We start from the raw sequence: 17,972 nt of genomic DNA, 5'->3' as shown, positions 1-17,972 counted from the left end.
CGCAACGGCGTCTTAACGTGGGGCACGGATTCCGTGCATGCACCGCTACCGTGCCCGGCGCGCGCGGCGACCCGCGCCCCACCGGGGCTCCGCCGCGGCCGGGCGGTTGGCACGGGCCGTGCATTACCGGATGACGAGTCGGAACGACGCGAGCAGCGCCTCCGAGCGCGTTGCCGGTTCCGGCTCGTATGGACAACGACGTCCACTGTGTTGCGTTCCGTCGGGCGCAATGCAGTGGACGTTCTTGCTTCTGCACGGGCCAGCGCATGAATCGTTCAATCGTCCACTACGTCTGCTGCTGCACCCTCGCCGTCTCGGCGGCGCTCGGGTGGCAGCCGGTCGTCGCCGCCGCGGATGCGGGGGGCGACGCCGATGTGGCACGCGTCGCCGCGGCAGCGCTGGCGGTGGAAGAGGGCCATGCCGGGCGCGGCGGCGGCATCGACGACAGCGTGGTGCTCTTCGTGCAGCAGGTCGAGCCCGAGTTCCAGGTGCGCCGGATCACGGTCTCGGTGGAAGACGGGCCGACCCGCTCGCATTCGGTCAGCTACCTGGAATCGGAGGCGCTGCGCACCGGCGGCCGATACCGGGTTGCCATCGCGGTGCCAGATGGCGCCGCCCTCCGGGTCGGCGTGGACGCGCGCCGCGATGCGTCGGTGGCCCGCACGCCGACGCTGCGCGCAACCGCCAGGCTGGATGCCCCGCGTGCCGGGGCGACCTATGCGGTGCGACTGGAGGAAGCGGGGTTGATGGGGGGTGTCGACCTCGCGGTGGCGCCCCTGGATGGTCCGGCGGCGCTCGCCGCGGCCCGCATCGCCTACGCCGGGATGCTGCTGGATGCCGGACGGCCGTACGACGCCGCCCGCGCGCTGATCGCGCTCGACGGTCCGGAGGCCGCTCCGGTCCGGCAGGCCGCGCAGCGTGCGCTCGGGATCGGAACCGTCTCGCAGGCCGCCGATCCTGCCGCCGGCGCCAGCGTCGCGGCGATGATGCGGCGTGCCGCCGAGCGTTTCGCCGACGGCCGGACCGACGAGGGCGTCGGCACGCTGGAAGCCGTGGTGGACGCCGAGCCCGCCGACCCGCTTGTCTGGACGCTGCAGGATCAGGCGCACCTGGTGCTGGCCCAGCACGCCCTCGCCAGCGGGCAGCGCGATGCGGCCATCGCGCATTTCCAGGCGGTCCGTCGGCGCGGCCTCTACACCGCGCAGGCGCTACTCGGGCTGGGCTGGGCGCACATTCTTCCCACCGGGTATGCGGAACGCGCCCCCGCGCGCGCGACCGATGCCGGCATGCCGCTGGCGTGGCGGACCGAGCCACTGCCGCTGCGGGTCGACGATCCGGCGGTCCAGCGCGAGCTGCGGCGCGAGACCGGTTTCCGCTACTTCGATGCGGCTGCCGGTACCGAGGGCCGGCGCGCCGATTTGGGGCGCGCCCTGCGCACCTGGCGCGAGCTGGTCGGGCGCGACCCGCTCGATCCCGCAGTGCAGGAAGGCATGGTCGCGATGGGGTACGGGTTCGGCCACCTGGGTGCACGCGACCGTGCCATGGAAGCGTTCGACGATGCCATCGTGCTGCTGGAGCGGGCGCGCGATCAGCTTCTGGCGGCGCGCGATCACGTCGAGTCCGGCGCGCTGCGCGATCTCGTGACGGCGCACGAGGCCGATGATGGCGGTTGGCCCGGATGGATCCTGGAGCGCCGCGAGGCGCGCTGGTGGATGAATCGCGACGGCCGGGCCCCGGACACCTTCTACATCGAGCACCTGCAGGCCGATCCGGCATTCCGTTCCGCCTACCGCGATCATCGCGTGCTGCGGGGCATCGCCGGGCGCATGGCCGTGCTCGCCGGCGCCTCCGCGGGCGGTGATGCCGCACGGGTCGGCGCCGAGGCCGAATCGGCCGCCCGCGCCGCGGTGCACCGGCTGGAGGACGCCGCGCTCGGGGATCTCGGGGCGCGCATCGAGCGGGTCGAGGCCTATCTGGCCGAAGCGCACCTAGCGCTGGCGCGCTACCACGATTTCGGCGCCACCGAGGCACCCGCGCTGCCGCCGGAGGCGGCGTCGTGATGCGGCCGGGTCCGGTACTGGCGTTCGCCCTGGTGTTCGCGGGGGGCTCCGGGGCGGCACTCGCCGCCGATCCGCCCCCCAGGCTGGGCTCGATCACCGAGAGCGACGGCGGCCTGCTCCCCGGGTGGCTGAGCGGGTCGAAGGGGTCGCTCCTGCAGGTCGCTCCGGGCGAGCCAGCAACCCCCGATGTAGTCGAGGCCATCCGGCACTACGAGACCCTGCTGGCCTACGCCCGCGACCCGGCGACCCGGGCCGAGGCCCTGCGGCGCGCGGCCTATCTGCGGGTGCGGGCCGGTGACGGCGCGGACGGCATCGATCGCGACAGTCTCGAAGCCGCGCTGGCGCTGTACGACCGGCTGTTCGCGGCCCATCCGGACATCGCGGGGAATGACCGGGCGCTCTACCAGCAGGCGCGGGCGCTGCACCTGCTCGGCCGCACCGACGACGCGGCCGAGTCGCTGGCCACGCTGGTGGCGCGCTATCCGCAATCCCAGCGTCATGCCGACGCTGCCTTCCGGGCCGGCGAGCTGTTCTATGCCACCGACCAGCCGGGCCGCGCCGCTTCCGCCTACGACGCCATGCTGGCCGACGACAGCGCCTCGCCCGAGCTTCGCCGGCTGGCCGCATACAAGCTTGGCTGGGCGCGACTCCGGAACGGCGAGCCGGATGCCGCCGTCGCCGCCTTCGTGCCGGTCATCGACGAGGCCCTCGCCGGCGACGACGACGACCGCTTCAACGAGGCGGTTCTCGACGATTTGCCGCCGGAGCAGCGGGATATCGCCGGCGATGCGCTGCGCGGCATCAGCCTCGCCTTCCTGCGCGCCGGGGGCGTGGCGCAGGTCAGCCCGTCCGACGCGGTGGCCGGACGCATCGATGCCCGGGCCGCGCTCTACCACTCCGCGCTCGCCGCGCTGATGCTCGAGCGCGAACGCTATACCGATGCCGCGACCACCTTCGCCGCATTCGCCGGCAGCCGCTCGGCGCATCCGCTGGCGGCCGCCTTCCAGGATCGGGCGGTCCGGGCCTACGAGGCCGGCGGCTTCGTCGAGCCGGCGATGGCGGCGCGCGCGGCGCTGGCGCGCCGCTTCCATCCGGACGGCCCCTACTGGGAGGGCCGCGAGGCCGACGCCGCCTTCGGCGAGCGCTTCCGGGAGCATGTCGCGACCCTGGCCCGCCATCACCACGCGGTGGCGCAGGAGCTCGCCGACACTGATCGCGCCGGCACCGAGCGCTTCCTGGTGGCGGCCGACTGGTACCGCGAGCTGATCGCGCTGCTGCCGGCCGACGGCGAGCGGATCGCGGAGGCGCGCCTGCACCGCGCCGATGCCCTGCTCGAAGGGGGTGATCTTCCGGGCGCGGTGGCGCAGTACCGCGCGCTGGCCTTCGAGCACGCGCCGAATCCGCATGCGGCCGAGGCCGCGCTCGCCGCCGTCCAGACCCAGCAGCGCATCGCCGGGGAGACACCGGAAGACACGCGTGCCGCGGCACTCGACGATGCCATCGCGCTGGCGCTGCAGCTCGCCGAGGCCCAGCCCCAGCATCCCGAGCGCGAGCGGGTGCTGCTGCGCGCCGCCGAGAACGCCTACGCGCTCGCCGACTGGGAACGGGCGCGCACCATCGCCGGGCGCGTGCGCGACGCCGAGGGCGCGGCCACCCCGCTGCGGACTGACGCAGCGCACGTGGTCGCGGACGCCCGCTTCGAGGCCGCCGAGTGGGCCGAGGCCGAGACCGCCTATCTCGCCGTCCGCGGGATGCTGCCCGCCGGGGACGAGCGTCATGGGCGGGTGACGGAGCGCGCCGCGGTCGCGGTCTATCGCCAGGCCGAGGCCGCGCGCGACCGCGGCGAGCCCGCGGCGGCGGCGCGGCTGTTCGCGCGCGTGGGCGAGATCGCCCCGGACACGCCACTGCGCGCAGACGCCGACTACGATGCCGCCGCCAGCTATGCCGCAGCCGAGCGCTGGGGCGAGGCGGTGGCGGCCTTCGAAGCCTTCCGCACGCGCCATGCCGGACACGAGCTGGTGCCCGATGCCGACAAGTGGCTGGTGACCGCCTTCGAGGCGCTGGGGCGTCCCGGCTCGGCCGCCGTCGTCTACGAGCGCATCGCCAGGCGCGCCGCCCCGGGTTCGGCGGAGCGCCGCGAGGCGCAGTGGGCCGCTGCCAGCGGTTACGACGAGGCCGGCGATACGGCCGCCGCCGAACGCGCCTACACGCAGTACGCCGGCCAGTGGCAGCGGCCGCTCGACCGCGCCCAGAAGGCGCGCGAGCGCGTGGCCCACTATGCCGAGGCCGTGCGCGGGAACCGCGACGCCGCGCTGCGCTGGCAGCGCGAGATCATCGCGGCGCACGGTGCCGCCGGCCGCGGCGCCAGCGACTATTCGGCGCTGCTCGCGGCCCGCGCGCATCTGGCGCTGGGCCGGCACGCTGCGCGGCGTGCGGCCGGCAAGCCGCTGCGTCATCCCATCGGCGAGCACCTGGCCGCGCGCAAGCGACTCGTGGACGAGGCCATCCGTGCGCTGGAACGGGCCGCGGCATCAGGCTTCGACGAGGTCGTCACCGCCGCGAGCTATGCCACCGCCGAAATCTATCGCGACCTCGCGGCCGATCTGCTGGCATCGGCGCCGCCGCCGGATCTCAGCGGGGCGGCGCTGATGGAGTACGAGCTGCTCCTCGAGGACCGCGCCTATCCGCTGGAAGAGCAGGCGATCGCATTGCACGAAACCAATCTCGGCCGGCTCGGCAACGGCTTCTGGGACCGCTGGATCCGGCGCAGCGCCACGGCGCTGACCGAGCTCGTGCCGGCGCGCTACGGCAAGCACGAACGCAGGGAGGATCAGTATGCCTCGCTCCAGTGACGGCATCGGGTATCGACCGCGCGCGCCGCGGGCGGTCGTCTTCGCACTGCTCGTCGCCATCGCCGCCGGGCTGCAGGGCTGTGCCTCCGGTGGCAGCCAGCGACCGGCGGGCGATCGCGACCCGGGTGCCGATCGCGCGCTGAGCGCCGCCGATCGCAGCAAGGCCGACCGCTATTTCCAGGAAGCGCTCGCGCTGATGCGTGACGGGCGTCGCGACGAGGCGCGCGGGCTGTTGCGCTCGCTCGCCGATGCCTACCCGACCCTGTCGGGGCCGCTCACCAATCTGGGCATTCTCGAGGCGCGCGGCAACCAGCAGCAGGTCGCGCTGCAGCACTTCCGCGAGGCGGTCCGGACCAACCCCGAGAACGCCGTGGCCCACAACTGGCTGGGCATCCTCTACCGCGAGCAGGGTGACTATGCACGCGCCGAGGAGGCCTATCGCCGAGCCATTGCCCTGCACCCCGACTATGCGATCGCCTACCGCAACCTGGGCGTGCTGTACGACGTCTACCTGGAACGCCCCGAGGCCGCGCTGGCCGCCTACCGCGCCTATCTCGAACGCGGCTCGGAGGACGATCTCATCGTGCGGGTCTGGGTGCGCGAGCTGGAAGCCCGCGGCATCAGTGCCCCGCCGCGTTCGCTGGCGATCACCGGAGGTGGTGCATGAAGGGAGCAACGACCATGGCGCTGGCCCTGATGGCCGTGCTCGGCACACCCGCGATCGCGGCCGACGATGCCGGCCCCGCCGCGGGCAGCACCATCGTGGGGGATCAGGAATCGGCGATCGGCCTCTTCTTCATGCCCTGGCGCGAGGACCCCGCCAGCGACATGGATCGTCCGCCGCGCCATCTGCCGCTGGCGCCGGACGTGGGAGCGGTCGACGATACCCGCGCACGCGTCGAGATCCATGAGACCGTCGATCTCTTCCGGCGCACCCAGCTGGAACGTCGCTAGCGTCGGCATGCACCACCACGCAGGCGCCGGCATGTCGGGCAGTTCCACGGTCGCGGTCGGTCCCCGGTCATGACCGTGGCCGAACGCTATGCCGCGTGGCTGGTCGCCCGCCGACGGCCGATGACGTGGCTGCTCCTGGCGCTGACCCTGTTGGTCGGCGCCGGTGCCGGCGTCGGCGAGCGCAGCAAGGCCGACATCGGCGAGGCCGCGGTGCGCTCGGCGGCGCACGAGGCCGCCGACGAGATCGAGGCGACCTACCGCGCCGGGAAGTCGGTCAGCTCGCAGATCGTGGTGCGCGCCGGGTCCTTCGAGGGCGAGGGCGGGGAAGTGCTGCTGGGCAACGTGCTGACCCGGGCATCGCTGCTCCGCGGCCTCGAGCTGCAGCGTGCCATCCGGGCCGAGCAGCCGCTGGCCGAAACGCTGCGCGAGGACGGCTTCGAAGGCATCGAGAACCTGATCGCGCGACTGGCCTGGGCGCGTGATCGCGGCATCGACGGGTTGGAGGGGCCCGAGCCGGACCTCGCCGCCCAGATCGATGCACTGGCGGCGCTTTCCGACGCCGAAACGGAGTCGCTGCTCGCCGAGCTGCTCGATCCGGCCTCGCCGCTGAGTGCTGCCGAGCCCCGCAACTACCTGCCGTCCGACTACGTGGTCGGGTCGACCCGGGCGCGGGCCCGCGCGACCCACATCCGCCAGCACAATCCCGCCAGCGGCGTCGTCGGCGAGGATGCGGTCCTCGATGCCCAGGCGCGCATGGACGTCATGGCGCGCGCGGCCTTCCCGGATGCCTTCGTGTCGGGGCGCGGGGTGGTCAAGGCGGCCTCGGTGCGCGCGGTGGGCGACAGCTTCGTCATCATCACGCCGGTGGCGCTGATCCTGCTGGTGCTTGCGCTCACCATTGCCTACCGCGACGTCTGGGACATTCTGCTCAGCCTGCTGGGCGCCGCACTCGTGCTGATCTGGCTCAGCGGTCTGCAGGGCTGGCTGGCGATCCCGCGGACGTCGCTGCTGATCGCGGTGCCCTTCCTGCTGGTCGGGCTGAGCATCGACTATTCGCTGCACATCGTCATGCGCTACCGCGAGGCGCGCACGGACGCGGGCGAACCGGACACGGCCGCCGCGACCACGGTCGCGGTGGGGGGTGTCATGGCCGCCCTGGTCACCGCGGCGGTGACCACGGCGCTGGCCTTCTTCGCCAACGTCATCAGTCCGCTGGCGTCGATCCGCGACTTCGCGCTGGTCAGCGGTCTCGGCATCCTGTCGGCGCTGCTGGTGTTCGGCGCGCTGGTGCCGGCGCTCAAGATCGGGATGGACCAGTGGCTGGAGCGGCGCGGGCGCACGCGCCGCAGTCCGGCGGTCGGACTCAGGGCCGGATGGATGCATCGCCTCCTGCGGGGCGTGGCGGCGCTGTCGGCGCGCCATCCGGGGCTTTCCGTCGCGGGTTGCCTGCTGCTCGCGGTCGGCGGGGCGGTGGCCGCCACCGGCATCGATACCCGCTTCGATCCCGAGGACTTCATGCCGCGCGAGCCGCCGGCCTGGGTACGCGCGCTTCCGGAACCCTTCGCGCCCGGCAACTACGATGCGCGCGCCGATCTGGCCTACGTCAAGGACACCTTCCGGCAGAATCCCTTCGCGTCCGAAGCGCAGGTGCTCATCAAGGGCGAGGTGACCGCACCCGGGCTCCTGACCGCGGTCGAGCGCGTTGCGCGCGGGGTCACCGCGCACGGCACCATCATCACGCACAGTCCGGCCTTCGCGCTGCGGCGATCCGCCGGCCAGTTTCCCGAGCTCGCCGCGCTGATGCGCGATCGCGACGACGACGGCGACGGACTCCCGGACCGCGACGTGGCCGCGGTCTTCGACCGCTTCATCGCGCTCGACTCCGAGCGCGCGGGCGAAGTGCTGCATCGCGCACCCGACGGCGCCTACGAGTCGGCGCGATTGCGCCTCGGCATCCTGGTCAATGCGCCCCCCGAGTCCATTGCCGCGGATGTGCGCGAGCTGGCCAACCGCATCGAGGCGGAGGCCCCGGTGCGCGCGGTGGCGACCGGACTGCCGGTGGTGCAGGCCGTCATCCAGCGCGCGCTGTTCGAGACACTGGTCAACGGCTTCGCGGTGACCCTGGTGCTGATTCTTGCGCTGCTGGCATCGGTCTATGGACGGCGGTTCCGCATGCCGGCGCTGGGGGTGCTCTTCCTGGTCCCGGTGGTGGTGGCGCTGGCCTGGCTGCTGGGTGCCATGGCCGTGCTCGGCATTCCCTTCAACAGCGAGACCGTGGTCATCACCAGTCTCGCGATCGGACTCGGGGTCGACTACTGCGTCCATCTCGGCGAACGCCTGGTGGCCGAGCGCGCGGCCGGCGCCAGCGTCGCCGATGCGCTCACCTCGGGGCTATGCGGGACCGGCGGCGCTCTCCTCGGAAGCGCGCTGACGACGCTGTGCGGATTCGGCGTGCTGGCGCTCGCGTTCTCGCCACCGCTGCAGCGCTTCGGCACGGTCAGCGGTCTGAGCATCGCGTTCGCCTTCATCGCCTGCATCGTCATGCTGCCCGGTCTGTTCGCGCTGCGCGAGCGCTGGCGCAGCGGAAACCCGGCATAGGCGACGCGCGGCGGGCAGGTGAAGCTGAATCGGGCGGGGTCCGCCCGATCCGGTGATCCCCCGCGGCGGTGACGCCTGCGGTCAGATCGGGTCGAACTGCTCGCCGTCGAAGAAGCGGTCGGCGCCCAGGGTCATGGCGCCGCCCTCGGTGGGGGTCTGCCAGAGCGCGGCGTGGAGGCCCTCGGACTTGAGGTCGGTCTTGGGGAAGGGCTCGTGCACGCGCCGCGCGGCGACGCGGTACAGGTCCGGCCGATAGACCGTCTCGGCGAGGCCGCGGACGTCGATGTCGGGCGCGGCGTGGTGCCAGCGCTGCATCTGACGCAGGAACCACTGCGCATGGGAGCGCCACGGGAAGGTGGCCGCGCCGGCGTGGAAGACCAGCCCCGGGTCGCGGTCCGGAGCGGCGGCGCCGGGGTTCAGCGAGCGGTGCAGGATGTCCGCGGGGGCTTCGAGACAGCGGCTCGCCGCCAGTAGCCGCGCGGCCTCGCCGCGGTTCTCGGGCAGGTCGAGCCAGCGTGCGGCTTCGATGAGCGCGGCGACCAGCGCGAGATGGGTCTGTGGGTTGCGGTCGGCCCAGTCCTCGGTGACGCCCAGCACCTTCTCGGGGCTGTTGTTCCATATCTGGTGCTTGCTCACCAGGATGCGACCGGTGCCCGACGATTCCGCCAGCGTGCTCCACGGCGCGCCGACGCAGAAGCCGTCGATGCGCCCCTCGCGGAGGTGCTCGACCATCTGGGCGGGCGGGATGACCACCAGCTGCAGATCGCGCTCGGGGTCGATGCCGCACCCTGCCAGCCAGTAGCGCAGCTCGTAGTGATGCGACGAGAACGGGTAGACGTGCGCGAAGACGTGCGGTGGCACGCCGGCGGCGCGGTCGCACTGCAGCACGCGCTTGAGCGCGAGGCCCGCCGCGCCCGGGTCGGCGCCGCTCACGCCGAGGCGTTCGTAGAGCGAGCGCGACACCGTGATGGCGTTGCCGTTCAGGTTGAGCGACATGGCCGTGATCATGCGCACGCCGATGCCGTCGAGGCCGAGGGCGGCGGCGAGCGGCATGGGCGCGAGCATGTGGGCGGCATCGAGCATGCCGGCAGCGAGCTTGTCGCGCACGCTGGCCCAGGCGGTCTCGAGGCACACCTCGACCTCCAGCCCGTGCTTGGCGAAGAAGCCGAGGTCTCGGGCCACGATGACCGGTGCCGCATCGGTGAGCGGCATGATGCCGAGGCGCAACGCGGTTTTCTCGGGCGATGACGTCATGTGGAATGCCTCACAACAGTTCCGCGGCAGAGATGATGGCGCGGGCGGCATCGCCCATCTTCAGGTTGCGCGTCATTGCCAACCGTCTCAGCTGGGAGTACGCCGTGTCCTCGTCGAGACCGCGGCGCTTCATGAGCAGCCCCTTGGCCTTCTCGACGTCGCGGCGGTCCGCCAGCTTGAGCTTGGTGTCCTCGAGTTCCCGCTTCAGGGCCTCGAATTCCTCGAAGCGCGCGATGGCGACGTCGAGGATCGGCTTGAGGCGGGCCGGGCTCATGCCGTCCACGACGTAGGAGGTCACGCCGGCGCGGACCGCCTGCCGGATGGTGGCGGGTTCGCAGCTCTCGGCGAACAGCACGATGGGGCGGGGCAGATTGCGGTGCACTTGGCGCAGAGACTCCAGCGTGTCGCGACCGGGCGCATCGACATCGATGAGGATGACGTCGGGCTGGCGGCGCTCGACCGCATCGAGAAGATTGGCATCGGTCGGAGCCATCGCGACGATCTCGTGCCCCAGTTCGCGCAGCGAGGCCTCGATGGAAGCACAGCGCTCGGGGTCATCATCCACCAGCATTATTCGCATAGGTGATCGTGCCGCTCATGGGCAGGGGCGAATCCGGTATTCGCAAGACGCGGCCCGGACGCTGCAAGGGGAGCCGGGCACGGGCATCGCGATGCCTTCCGCGCCGGATCGGTGCTGCCTGAAGCGGATTCCTCGGTTCGATTCATGGTGACGAAAAAGAAACGGCGCCCATTGCACCGCAGTGCTGGACGCCGTTGTCCGGAATGCGTTCGATTGGACGCACGACTAGGGCCGTGCGGACTTGCGAACCATCGATGCAACCCGCATGCCATCGCGGTGACCCGGGCGGTCCGTCGCGGTCCGGCGTGGCGATGCCGCCGCGGCGCTGCGGCGGTGCGGACGCGCCCCATCGTGTGGCGTCGAGCACCACGATCGATCGCATGCCCGGCATCGATGCCTCGATATGGGGCATGCGCCGTCCGTGCCGCCCGCGAAGCCGCGCCATCAGTCTTCCCCGGGTGGCATGAATCCTGCGTTTAAGCCTGTGCAGAATCGCGCGGGTCGAACGACCGGCCCGCACCACAGACGAGATCGGCTTCGCGTTGCCAGCGGAGCCATGGACAAAGGCGTCCATGCGTGATCGGCCCCAACCGGGGCCGTCATGTGTGGACGCCTTTTCTGTTTCAGAGACGAATTCGCATATGGGAACTCCGACCATCTATCGAGCAAGCAGAAAGATCCGCTTCGCGGCCCGGGCAGAGCGTCCGGGCCCGATACCCGCGACCGTTCGTTCAGGAGGTGCCGGATGAGCAAGCACATCGTGGTGATCGGCAATGGCATGGTGGGCCACCGTCTGGTGGAGCGCCTGCGCGCCGACGGCGGCGACCGAGTGCGCATCACCGTCCTCGGCGAGGAGGTACGCCCGGCCTATGACCGCGTGCAGCTGTCGAGCTACTTCAGCGGCCGGAGCGCCGAGGATCTGTCGCTGGTGGCCGACGGCTTCTACGACGGCGACGGCGTGGTGCTGCATCTCAACACCCGGGTGGTCGAGATCGATCGCGAGGGGCACGCGGTCGTCACCGCGGCCGGCGAGCGTATCGACTACGACCGGCTGGTCCTGGCGACCGGCTCGTATCCCTTCGTCCCGCCGGTGGAGGGCGCCGACCGACCCGACTGCTTCGTCTATCGCACCATCGAGGATCTCGAGGCGATGACCGAAGCCGGCACGCGCTCGAAGGTGGGCGTCGTCGTCGGTGGCGGCCTGCTCGGACTGGAAGCCGCCAAGGCCCTCAAGGACATGGGCCTCGAGACGCATGTCATCGAGTTCGCGCCGCGCCTGATGGCGGTGCAGGTCGATGATGCCGGCGGCGCGCTGCTGCGACGGAAGATCGAGGAACTGGGCGTGGTGGTGCACACCGCCACCAATACCAGCCGCATCGTCGATGGCGATGCGTGCCGGCATCGCATGGAGTTCGCCGACGGCGGCTCGCTGGAGGCCGACATGATCGTGTTCTCCGCCGGCATCCGGCCGCGCGACGACATCGCCCGCGCGGCGGGCCTGACCCTGGGCGAGCGCGGCGGCATCTGCATCGACGATCACTGCCTGACCTCGGATCCGGACATCTACGCCATCGGCGAGTGCGCGCTCTTCGAGAGCCGCATCTACGGACTGGTCGCTCCGGGTTACGACATGGCGAAGGTGGCGGCCGCCCACGTACTGGGCGATGACGCACAGCGCTTCGCCGGCGCCGACATGAGCACCAAGCTCAAGCTGCTCGGCGTCGACGTCGCCTCGCTGGGCGACGCCCACGGCGTTACCGAGGGCGCGCGCACCATGGCGTTCCAGGACGAGCGCGCGGGCGTCTACAAGAAGCTGGTCATGAACGCCGAGGGCACGCGCCTGATCGGCGGAGTGCTGGTCGGTGACGCCGAGGCGTACTCCGACTGGCTGACCATGATGCAGAACGACATGCCGCTGCCGGAGAAGCCCGAGAGCCTGCTGCTGGGCTCGGCCGACGAGGAGGGCGCCGGCGCTACCGGGGTCGATGCGCTGCCCGACGGCGCCCAGGTCTGCTCCTGCAACGATGTCACCAAGGGCGCGCTGTGCGGCGCCATCGCCGAGGGCAACACCTCGGTGGGCGCGCTCAAGTCGTGCACCAAGGCGGCGACCTCGTGCGGCGGCTGTCTGCCGCTGGTCACCAAGATCCTGAAGGCCGAGCTGGTCAAGCAGGGCGTGGCGGTCAACGATCATCTCTGCGAGCACTTCCCGTACTCGCGGCAGGAGCTCTTCCACATCGTCCGCGTCGAGCACGTCGAGAGCTTCGACGATCTGCTGGCGCGCTACGGCCGCGGCCACGGCTGCGATATCTGCAAGCCGGCGGTCGCGAGCATCCTCGCCACCTGCTGGAACGACTTCGTGCTGCAGTCCAGGCACGCCGGCCTGCAGGATTCCAACGACCACTTCCTGGCCAACATCCAGCGCGACGGTACCTATTCGGTGGTGCCGCGCGTGCCCGGCGGCGAGATCACCGCGGAGAAGCTCGAGGTCCTCGCGCGTGTCGCCAAGAAGTACGACCTCTACACCAAGATCACCGGCGGGCAGCGCATCGACCTGTTCGGCGCCCAGGTCCATCAGCTGCCGATGATCTGGGAGGAGCTGATCGCGGCCGGCTTCGAGTCGGGCCATGCCTACGGCAAGGCGGTGCGGACCGTGAAGTCCTGCGTCGGATCGACCTGGTGCCGGTACGGCGTGCAGGACTCGGTGGGCATGGCGATCGACATGGAGAACCGCTACAAGGGCCTGCGCGCGCCGCACAAGCTCAAGTTCGCGGTCTCCGGCTGCACGCGCGAGTGCGCCGAGGCGCAGAGCAAGGATGTCGGCGTCATCGCGACCGAGCGCGGCTGGAACCTCTACGTCTGCGGCAATGGCGGCATGAAGCCGCGCCACGCCGAACTGCTGGCCTCGGACCTCGATACCGAGACCCTGTACCGGTATATCGACCGCTTCCTGATGTTCTACGCCAGCACGGCCGAGCGTCTGCAGCGCACCAGCACCTGGCGCGACAACCTGGAGGGTGGGCTCGACTATCTGAAGGACGTGATCATCAACGACAGTCTCGGCATCGCCGAGGAGCTCGAGCAGCAGATGGCGCACCTCATCGATACCTATCAGTGCGAGTGGCGCACTGCGGTCGAGGATCCGACGGTTCGCGCGCGCTTCCGCACCTTCGTCAACGCCGAAGGCGGCGATGACCACGTCCTGCTGGTGGAGGAGCGCGGCCAGAAGCGCCCCGCGACCAGCGAGGAACGCGCCCGGCTGAAGGGCATCCCGGTTGCCGTGGAGGAAGCGTGATGGCGGACCGCAACTGGCAACGCATCTGCCCGGTGGACGCCATCGTGCCGGATACCGGCGTCTGTGCGCTGGTCGACGGCAAGCAGATCGCGATCTTCCGGCTCGACGATGGAACGGTACGCGCCATCGACAACCACGATCCCTTCTCCGGCGCCAACGTACTGTCGCGAGGCATCGTCGGGGGCCTGGAAGGGGAACGCGTGGTCGCGTCGCCGATCTACAAGCAGCATTTCAGTCTCGCCACCGGGCGCTGCCTGGAGGACGCCGGCAACTCGGTGGACGCCTACCCGGTGAAGGTCGAGGACGGCGACATCTGGCTGGAGGCGGTGCCCAAGCGCCGCTATCTGCCGCCGGCCCCGCAGCCGGAGGAGCCGGCTTCGCTGGTCGTCGTCGGCAACGGCATGGTGGCCATGCGCGCCGTCGAGGAGCTGCTGGACCGTGCGCCGGCACGTTACCGGATCACGGTCTTCGGCGCCGAGCCGCGCGGCAGCTACAACCGCATCCAGCTGTCCAGCGTGCTGTCCGGCGAGCAGGATGCCGAGGCCGTCACCACACATCCGTCGAAGTGGTATGCCGACAATGCCATCACCTTCCACGCCGGCGATGCCGTCGTCGCCATCGACCGTACACGGCGGTGCGTGCGCTCGGCGTCGGGACGGGAAGTCGAGTACGACCGCCTGCTCATCGCGACCGGCTCGGATCCCCTCATCCCTCCGATCGACGGTGCCGAGCTCGACGGCGTCACCACCTTCCGCGACCTCGACGATGTCGATGCGCTGATCGCGGCCTCGGCCGAGCGCCGGCGCGCGGTCGTGATCGGCGGCGGGCTTCTCGGTCTCGAGGCCGCCAGCGGCCTGTGCGCGCGCGGCATGGACGTCACGGTGCTGCATCTCGCCGATCACCTCATGGAGCGCCAGCTCGACGTCAAGGCCGGCACCATGCTGAAGGCGACCCTGGCCGAACGCGGCATCCGCGTGCGCCTGGGCGCCGAGACGCGGCGCATCGCGGGAAGCGCGGGGCGGGTCGAGCGGGTCGAGCTGGCGGACGGAACGTCGGTCCCCGCGGATCTGGTGGTGATCGCGATCGGCATCCGGCCGAACATCGCGCTTGCGCGCGACGCCGGTCTGGCGTGCGGGCGCGGCGTCCTGGTCAACGACACTCTGCAGACCTTCGACCCCCGCATCTACGCCGTCGGCGAGTGCGTCGAGCACCGCGGCTCGACCTACGGGCTGGTCGCGCCGCTCTACGAGCAGGCGGGCATCTGCGCCGGGCAGCTGGCAGGCGAGGGCGGCAAGGGCTATCGCGGTTCGGTCAGCGGCACGCAGCTCAAGATCAGCGGCGTCAAGGTCTACTCCGCGGGGGACATCAACGGCGATGAGGATACCGAGGATCTGGTCCTGCACGATCCGCGGCGCGGCCTGTACAAGCGGTTGATCCTGCGCAGCAACCGCGTCGTGGGCACGGTGCTGTTCGGCGATACGGACGACGGGCCGTGGTACTTCGACCTCATCCGTACCGGAGCCGATGTCAGCGCGATGCGCTCGCGCCTGCTCTTCGGCGCAGCGTACTGCGAAGAGGCGGCCTGAGGGGCAGTCGATTGATCCCCGGTCCGGAATTCATGCGCGCCGGTGCCCCATGGCGCGGCGCGCAAGCCACGGGCGCGCGCGCGGTCGGCGCCGGCAGCGGTCGTCCATGAACGACGCGGTTCGCACCACCTGTCCCTATTGCGGCGTGGGCTGCGGCGTCCGGGTGCAGTCGGCGGCCGGAGGCTGGCGCGTCGCCGGTGACGACGATCATCCAGCCAACCACGGACGCCTGTGCGTCAAGGGCAGCACGCTCGCCGAGACGGTCATCGACGACACCCGGCTGCGCCAGCCGATGATGCGACCGCACAAGGGAGCGGCACACGCTCCCGCCTCGTGGGACGCCGCCATGGCGCGGGTGGCCGAGGGCTTCGGTCGCGTCATCGAGGCGCACGGCCCGGACGCGGTGGCGTTCTACGTCTCCGGCCAGCTGCTGACCGAGGACTACTACGTCGCCAACAAGCTGATGAAGGGCTTCATCGGCAGCGCCAACATCGACACCAACTCGCGGCTCTGCATGTCGTCCGCGGTCGCGGGATACACCCGTGCCTTCGGCGAGGACGTGGTTCCGGTCGAATACTCCGACGTCGAGAACGCCGACCTCGTGGTGCTGGTGGGCTCCAACCTCGCCTGGTGCCATCCGGTGCTCTACCAGCGCCTGAGTCGGGCGCGCGAGGCCCGGCCCGATCTCAGGGTGGTCAACATCGACCCCCGCCGCACCGCGACCTGCGACATCGCGGACATGCACCTGCCACTGGCGCCGGGCAGCGATGTGGCGCTGTTCAACGGGCTGCTGCGCTATCTGCACGACAACGACTGCGTGGATCAAGCCTTCGTGGACGCGCACTGCCGCGACAGCGAGGCCGCGCTGGACGCCGTGGCCCGTGGATGCGACGTTGCCTCGGTGGCGCGCGACTGCGCGCTGCCGGAGGACGCCGTGCGCGCCTTCTTCGCCCTGTTCGCGGAGCGCGCGCGCACCGTCACGCTGTTCTCGCAGGGCGTGAATCAGTCGAGCAGCGGGACCGACAAGGTCAACGCCATCATCAACTGCCACCTGCTCACCGGTCGGATCGGGCGGGCAGGCGCGGGTCCGTTCTCCATCACCGGTCAGCCCAACGCCATGGGCGGGCGCGAAGTGGGCGGGCTGGCCAATCAGCTCGCCGCCCATCTCAGTCTGGACGATGCCGCGCATCGCGCCCTTGTCCAGCGGTTCTGGCAGTCGCCCGCGATGGCGGAGCGTCCCGGCCTGAAGGCCGTCGATCTCTTCGAGGCCGTGCACGAAGGCCGGGTGCGGGCGATCTGGATCATGGCGACCAATCCGCTGGTCAGCCTGCCCGATGCCGATCGCGTGCGGGCCGCGCTGGAGCGGTGCGATCTGGTGGTGGTGTCGGAAGCCGTCAACGATACCGATACGCTGCGCTGCGCCGACATCCAGCTTCCGGCCGCCACCTGGGGCGAGCGCGACGGCACGGTGACCAATTCCGAGCGCGTGATCTCGCGCCAGCGCCCGTTCCGGGCTCCGCCGGACGAGGCCCGTCCGGACTGGTGGGCGATCTGCGATCTGGCCCGTCGGCTCGGTCACGGCGATGCCTTCGACTACCCCGATGCGCATGCCATCTTCGACGAGCACGCGCGGCTGTCCGCATTCGGGAACGGCCCGGATGCCGAGGCGCGACGGGTGTTCGATATCGGTGGTCTGGCGGGCCTGTCGCGGGCGGACTACGATGCGCTGGAGCCGGTGAAGTGGCCGGTGCCGGCGCGTCCCGCGCCCGAGCCGTCGCGGCCCTACGGCGACGGTCGCTTCTCGCATCCCGACGGCCGTGCGCGATTCGTGCCGACGGTGCCGCGGGCGCCGGCGAACTCGCCCAGTGCCGCGTACCCCATGATCCTCAACACCGGCCGGGTCCGCGATCAGTGGCACACCATGACGCGCACGCGGCTGGCACCGACGCTGGCGAGCCATCGGCCGGAGCCGGTGGTCGACATGCATCCCGCCGACGCGCTCGCGGTCGGTGTCCAGGCGGGCCGCCTGGCGCGGGTCTCGACGCCGTGGGGCTCGCTCGTCGTTCGTGCCACCGAATCCGGCGAGATGAAGCGCGGCGAGATCTTCGTGCCCATCCACTGGAACAGCCAGACCGCATCCGATGCGCGCGTCGGTGCGCTGGTCAATCCGGTGGTGGACCCGGTCTCGGGCGAGCCCGAGTTCAAGCACACGCCGGCGCGCGTGACGCCGTTCGAGGCCGGCTGGTTCGGCTTCGCGATGGCGCGGCATGCCATTCCGGTGAACGATGTCCCGTGGTGGGTCCGGGTGCAGGGGGTCTCGTTCAACCGCTACGAGCTCGCCGGCCTGGAGCCCCCCGCCGACTGCGCGCAATGGGCGCGCTCGCTGACCGGTGCGCCGCGGGACGCCGACTGGATCGATTTCGTCGATGCCGCGCACGGCAGTTATCGCGCCATCTGGCTGGTGGACGACCGTGTCGAGGCCTGCGTGTTCATCGCGCCGCGTGCCGACCTGCCGGCGCGCAACTGGCTGGCCGAGCAGTTCGGCAAGCAGCGCGTGTCCGGCGCCGATCGCGCCGCGCTGCTCGCCGGTGAGCCGCCGCGCGGCGCCGATACCGGGCCGACCGTCTGCTCCTGCTTCGGGGTCGGGCGTTGCACCATCGTCGACGCCATCGAATCGAAGGGGCTGACCTCGCCCGCGCAGGTCACCGATCTGCTGAAGGCCGGCGGCAACTGTGGCTCCTGCCTGCCCGAGATCCGCGGTCTCATCAGCGAGGCGGTGACCGTCGCCGAATGACC

11 protein-coding genes are annotated in these 17,972 nt (G+C 71.2%); 8 read left to right on the top strand and 3 right to left on the bottom strand.

Annotated elements, in window-relative coordinates; genetic code table 11:
* Positions 1-266 precede the first annotated feature (266 nt).
* The 5 genes from KAH28_RS11585 (at position 267) to KAH28_RS11565 (ending at position 8,464) form a co-directional block, all read left to right on the top strand.
* Positions 267-2,060 carry a hypothetical protein gene (locus KAH28_RS11585; protein WP_290576772.1) on the top strand — a complete coding sequence of 598 codons (1,794 nt, stop codon included), beginning with the start codon at positions 267-269 and terminating at the stop codon, positions 2,058-2,060.
* On the top strand, positions 2,060-4,912 hold the full coding sequence (locus KAH28_RS11580) for a tetratricopeptide repeat protein (protein WP_290576879.1): 2,853 nt from the start codon (positions 2,060-2,062) through the stop codon (positions 4,910-4,912). Before KAH28_RS11585 ends, KAH28_RS11580 begins: the two co-directional genes overlap by 1 nt.
* Positions 4,896-5,579 (top strand): tetratricopeptide repeat protein, encoded by a 684-nt coding sequence (locus KAH28_RS11575; protein WP_290576770.1) that lies wholly within the window; start codon positions 4,896-4,898, stop codon positions 5,577-5,579. The genes KAH28_RS11580 and KAH28_RS11575 overlap by 17 nt, the downstream gene beginning before the upstream one ends.
* Positions 5,576-5,866: a hypothetical protein gene (locus KAH28_RS11570; protein WP_290576768.1), complete on the top strand. Its 291-nt coding sequence runs from the start codon at positions 5,576-5,578 to the stop codon at positions 5,864-5,866. Before KAH28_RS11575 ends, KAH28_RS11570 begins: the two co-directional genes overlap by 4 nt.
* Positions 5,867-5,935: 69 nt before the next feature.
* Positions 5,936-8,464 carry an MMPL family transporter gene (locus KAH28_RS11565; RefSeq protein WP_290576766.1) on the top strand — a complete coding sequence of 843 codons (2,529 nt, stop codon included), beginning with the start codon at positions 5,936-5,938 and terminating at the stop codon, positions 8,462-8,464.
* Positions 8,465-8,545: 81 nt separating this feature from the next.
* Here the strand turns inward: KAH28_RS11565 and KAH28_RS11560 are convergent, their stop codons facing one another.
* The 3 genes from KAH28_RS11560 to KAH28_RS11550 form a co-directional block, all read right to left on the bottom strand.
* Positions 8,546-9,718: a CmpA/NrtA family ABC transporter substrate-binding protein gene (locus tag KAH28_RS11560; RefSeq protein ID WP_290576764.1), complete on the bottom strand. Its 1,173-nt coding sequence runs from the start codon at positions 9,716-9,718 to the stop codon at positions 8,546-8,548.
* Between the two features lie 10 nt (positions 9,719-9,728).
* Positions 9,729-10,298, bottom strand: coding sequence for an ANTAR domain-containing protein (locus tag KAH28_RS11555; RefSeq protein WP_290576762.1), 570 nt, complete (start codon positions 10,296-10,298; stop codon positions 9,729-9,731).
* A 142-nt stretch (positions 10,299-10,440) separates the two neighbouring features.
* Positions 10,441-10,872, bottom strand: a complete 432-nt coding sequence (locus KAH28_RS11550; protein ID WP_290576760.1) for a hypothetical protein — start codon at positions 10,870-10,872, stop codon at positions 10,441-10,443.
* Positions 10,873-11,043: 171 nt separating this feature from the next.
* Between KAH28_RS11550 and nirB the strand changes: the two genes are divergently transcribed.
* From nirB to KAH28_RS11530, 3 genes are all read left to right on the top strand, one after another.
* Positions 11,044-13,590 (top strand): nitrite reductase large subunit NirB, encoded by a 2,547-nt coding sequence (nirB, locus tag KAH28_RS11545; protein ID WP_290576759.1) that lies wholly within the window; start codon positions 11,044-11,046, stop codon positions 13,588-13,590.
* A complete protein-coding gene (gene nirD / locus KAH28_RS11535; protein ID WP_366918175.1) occupies positions 13,590-15,176 on the top strand; it encodes a nitrite reductase small subunit NirD in 1,587 nt (528 codons plus the stop codon). The genes nirB and nirD overlap by 1 nt, the downstream gene beginning before the upstream one ends.
* Positions 15,177-15,282: 106 nt before the next feature.
* Positions 15,283-17,970: a nitrate reductase gene (locus KAH28_RS11530; RefSeq protein WP_290576758.1), complete on the top strand. Its 2,688-nt coding sequence runs from the start codon at positions 15,283-15,285 to the stop codon at positions 17,968-17,970.
* Positions 17,971-17,972: the final 2 nt, after the last annotated feature.

It is taken from the genome of Algiphilus sp., from assembly GCF_023145115.1.
Classification (GTDB): domain Bacteria; phylum Pseudomonadota; class Gammaproteobacteria; order Nevskiales; family Nevskiaceae; genus Algiphilus.
The sequence above is the reverse complement of the archived record's forward strand: the minus strand, read 5'-3'. Positions and strand labels throughout refer to the sequence as shown.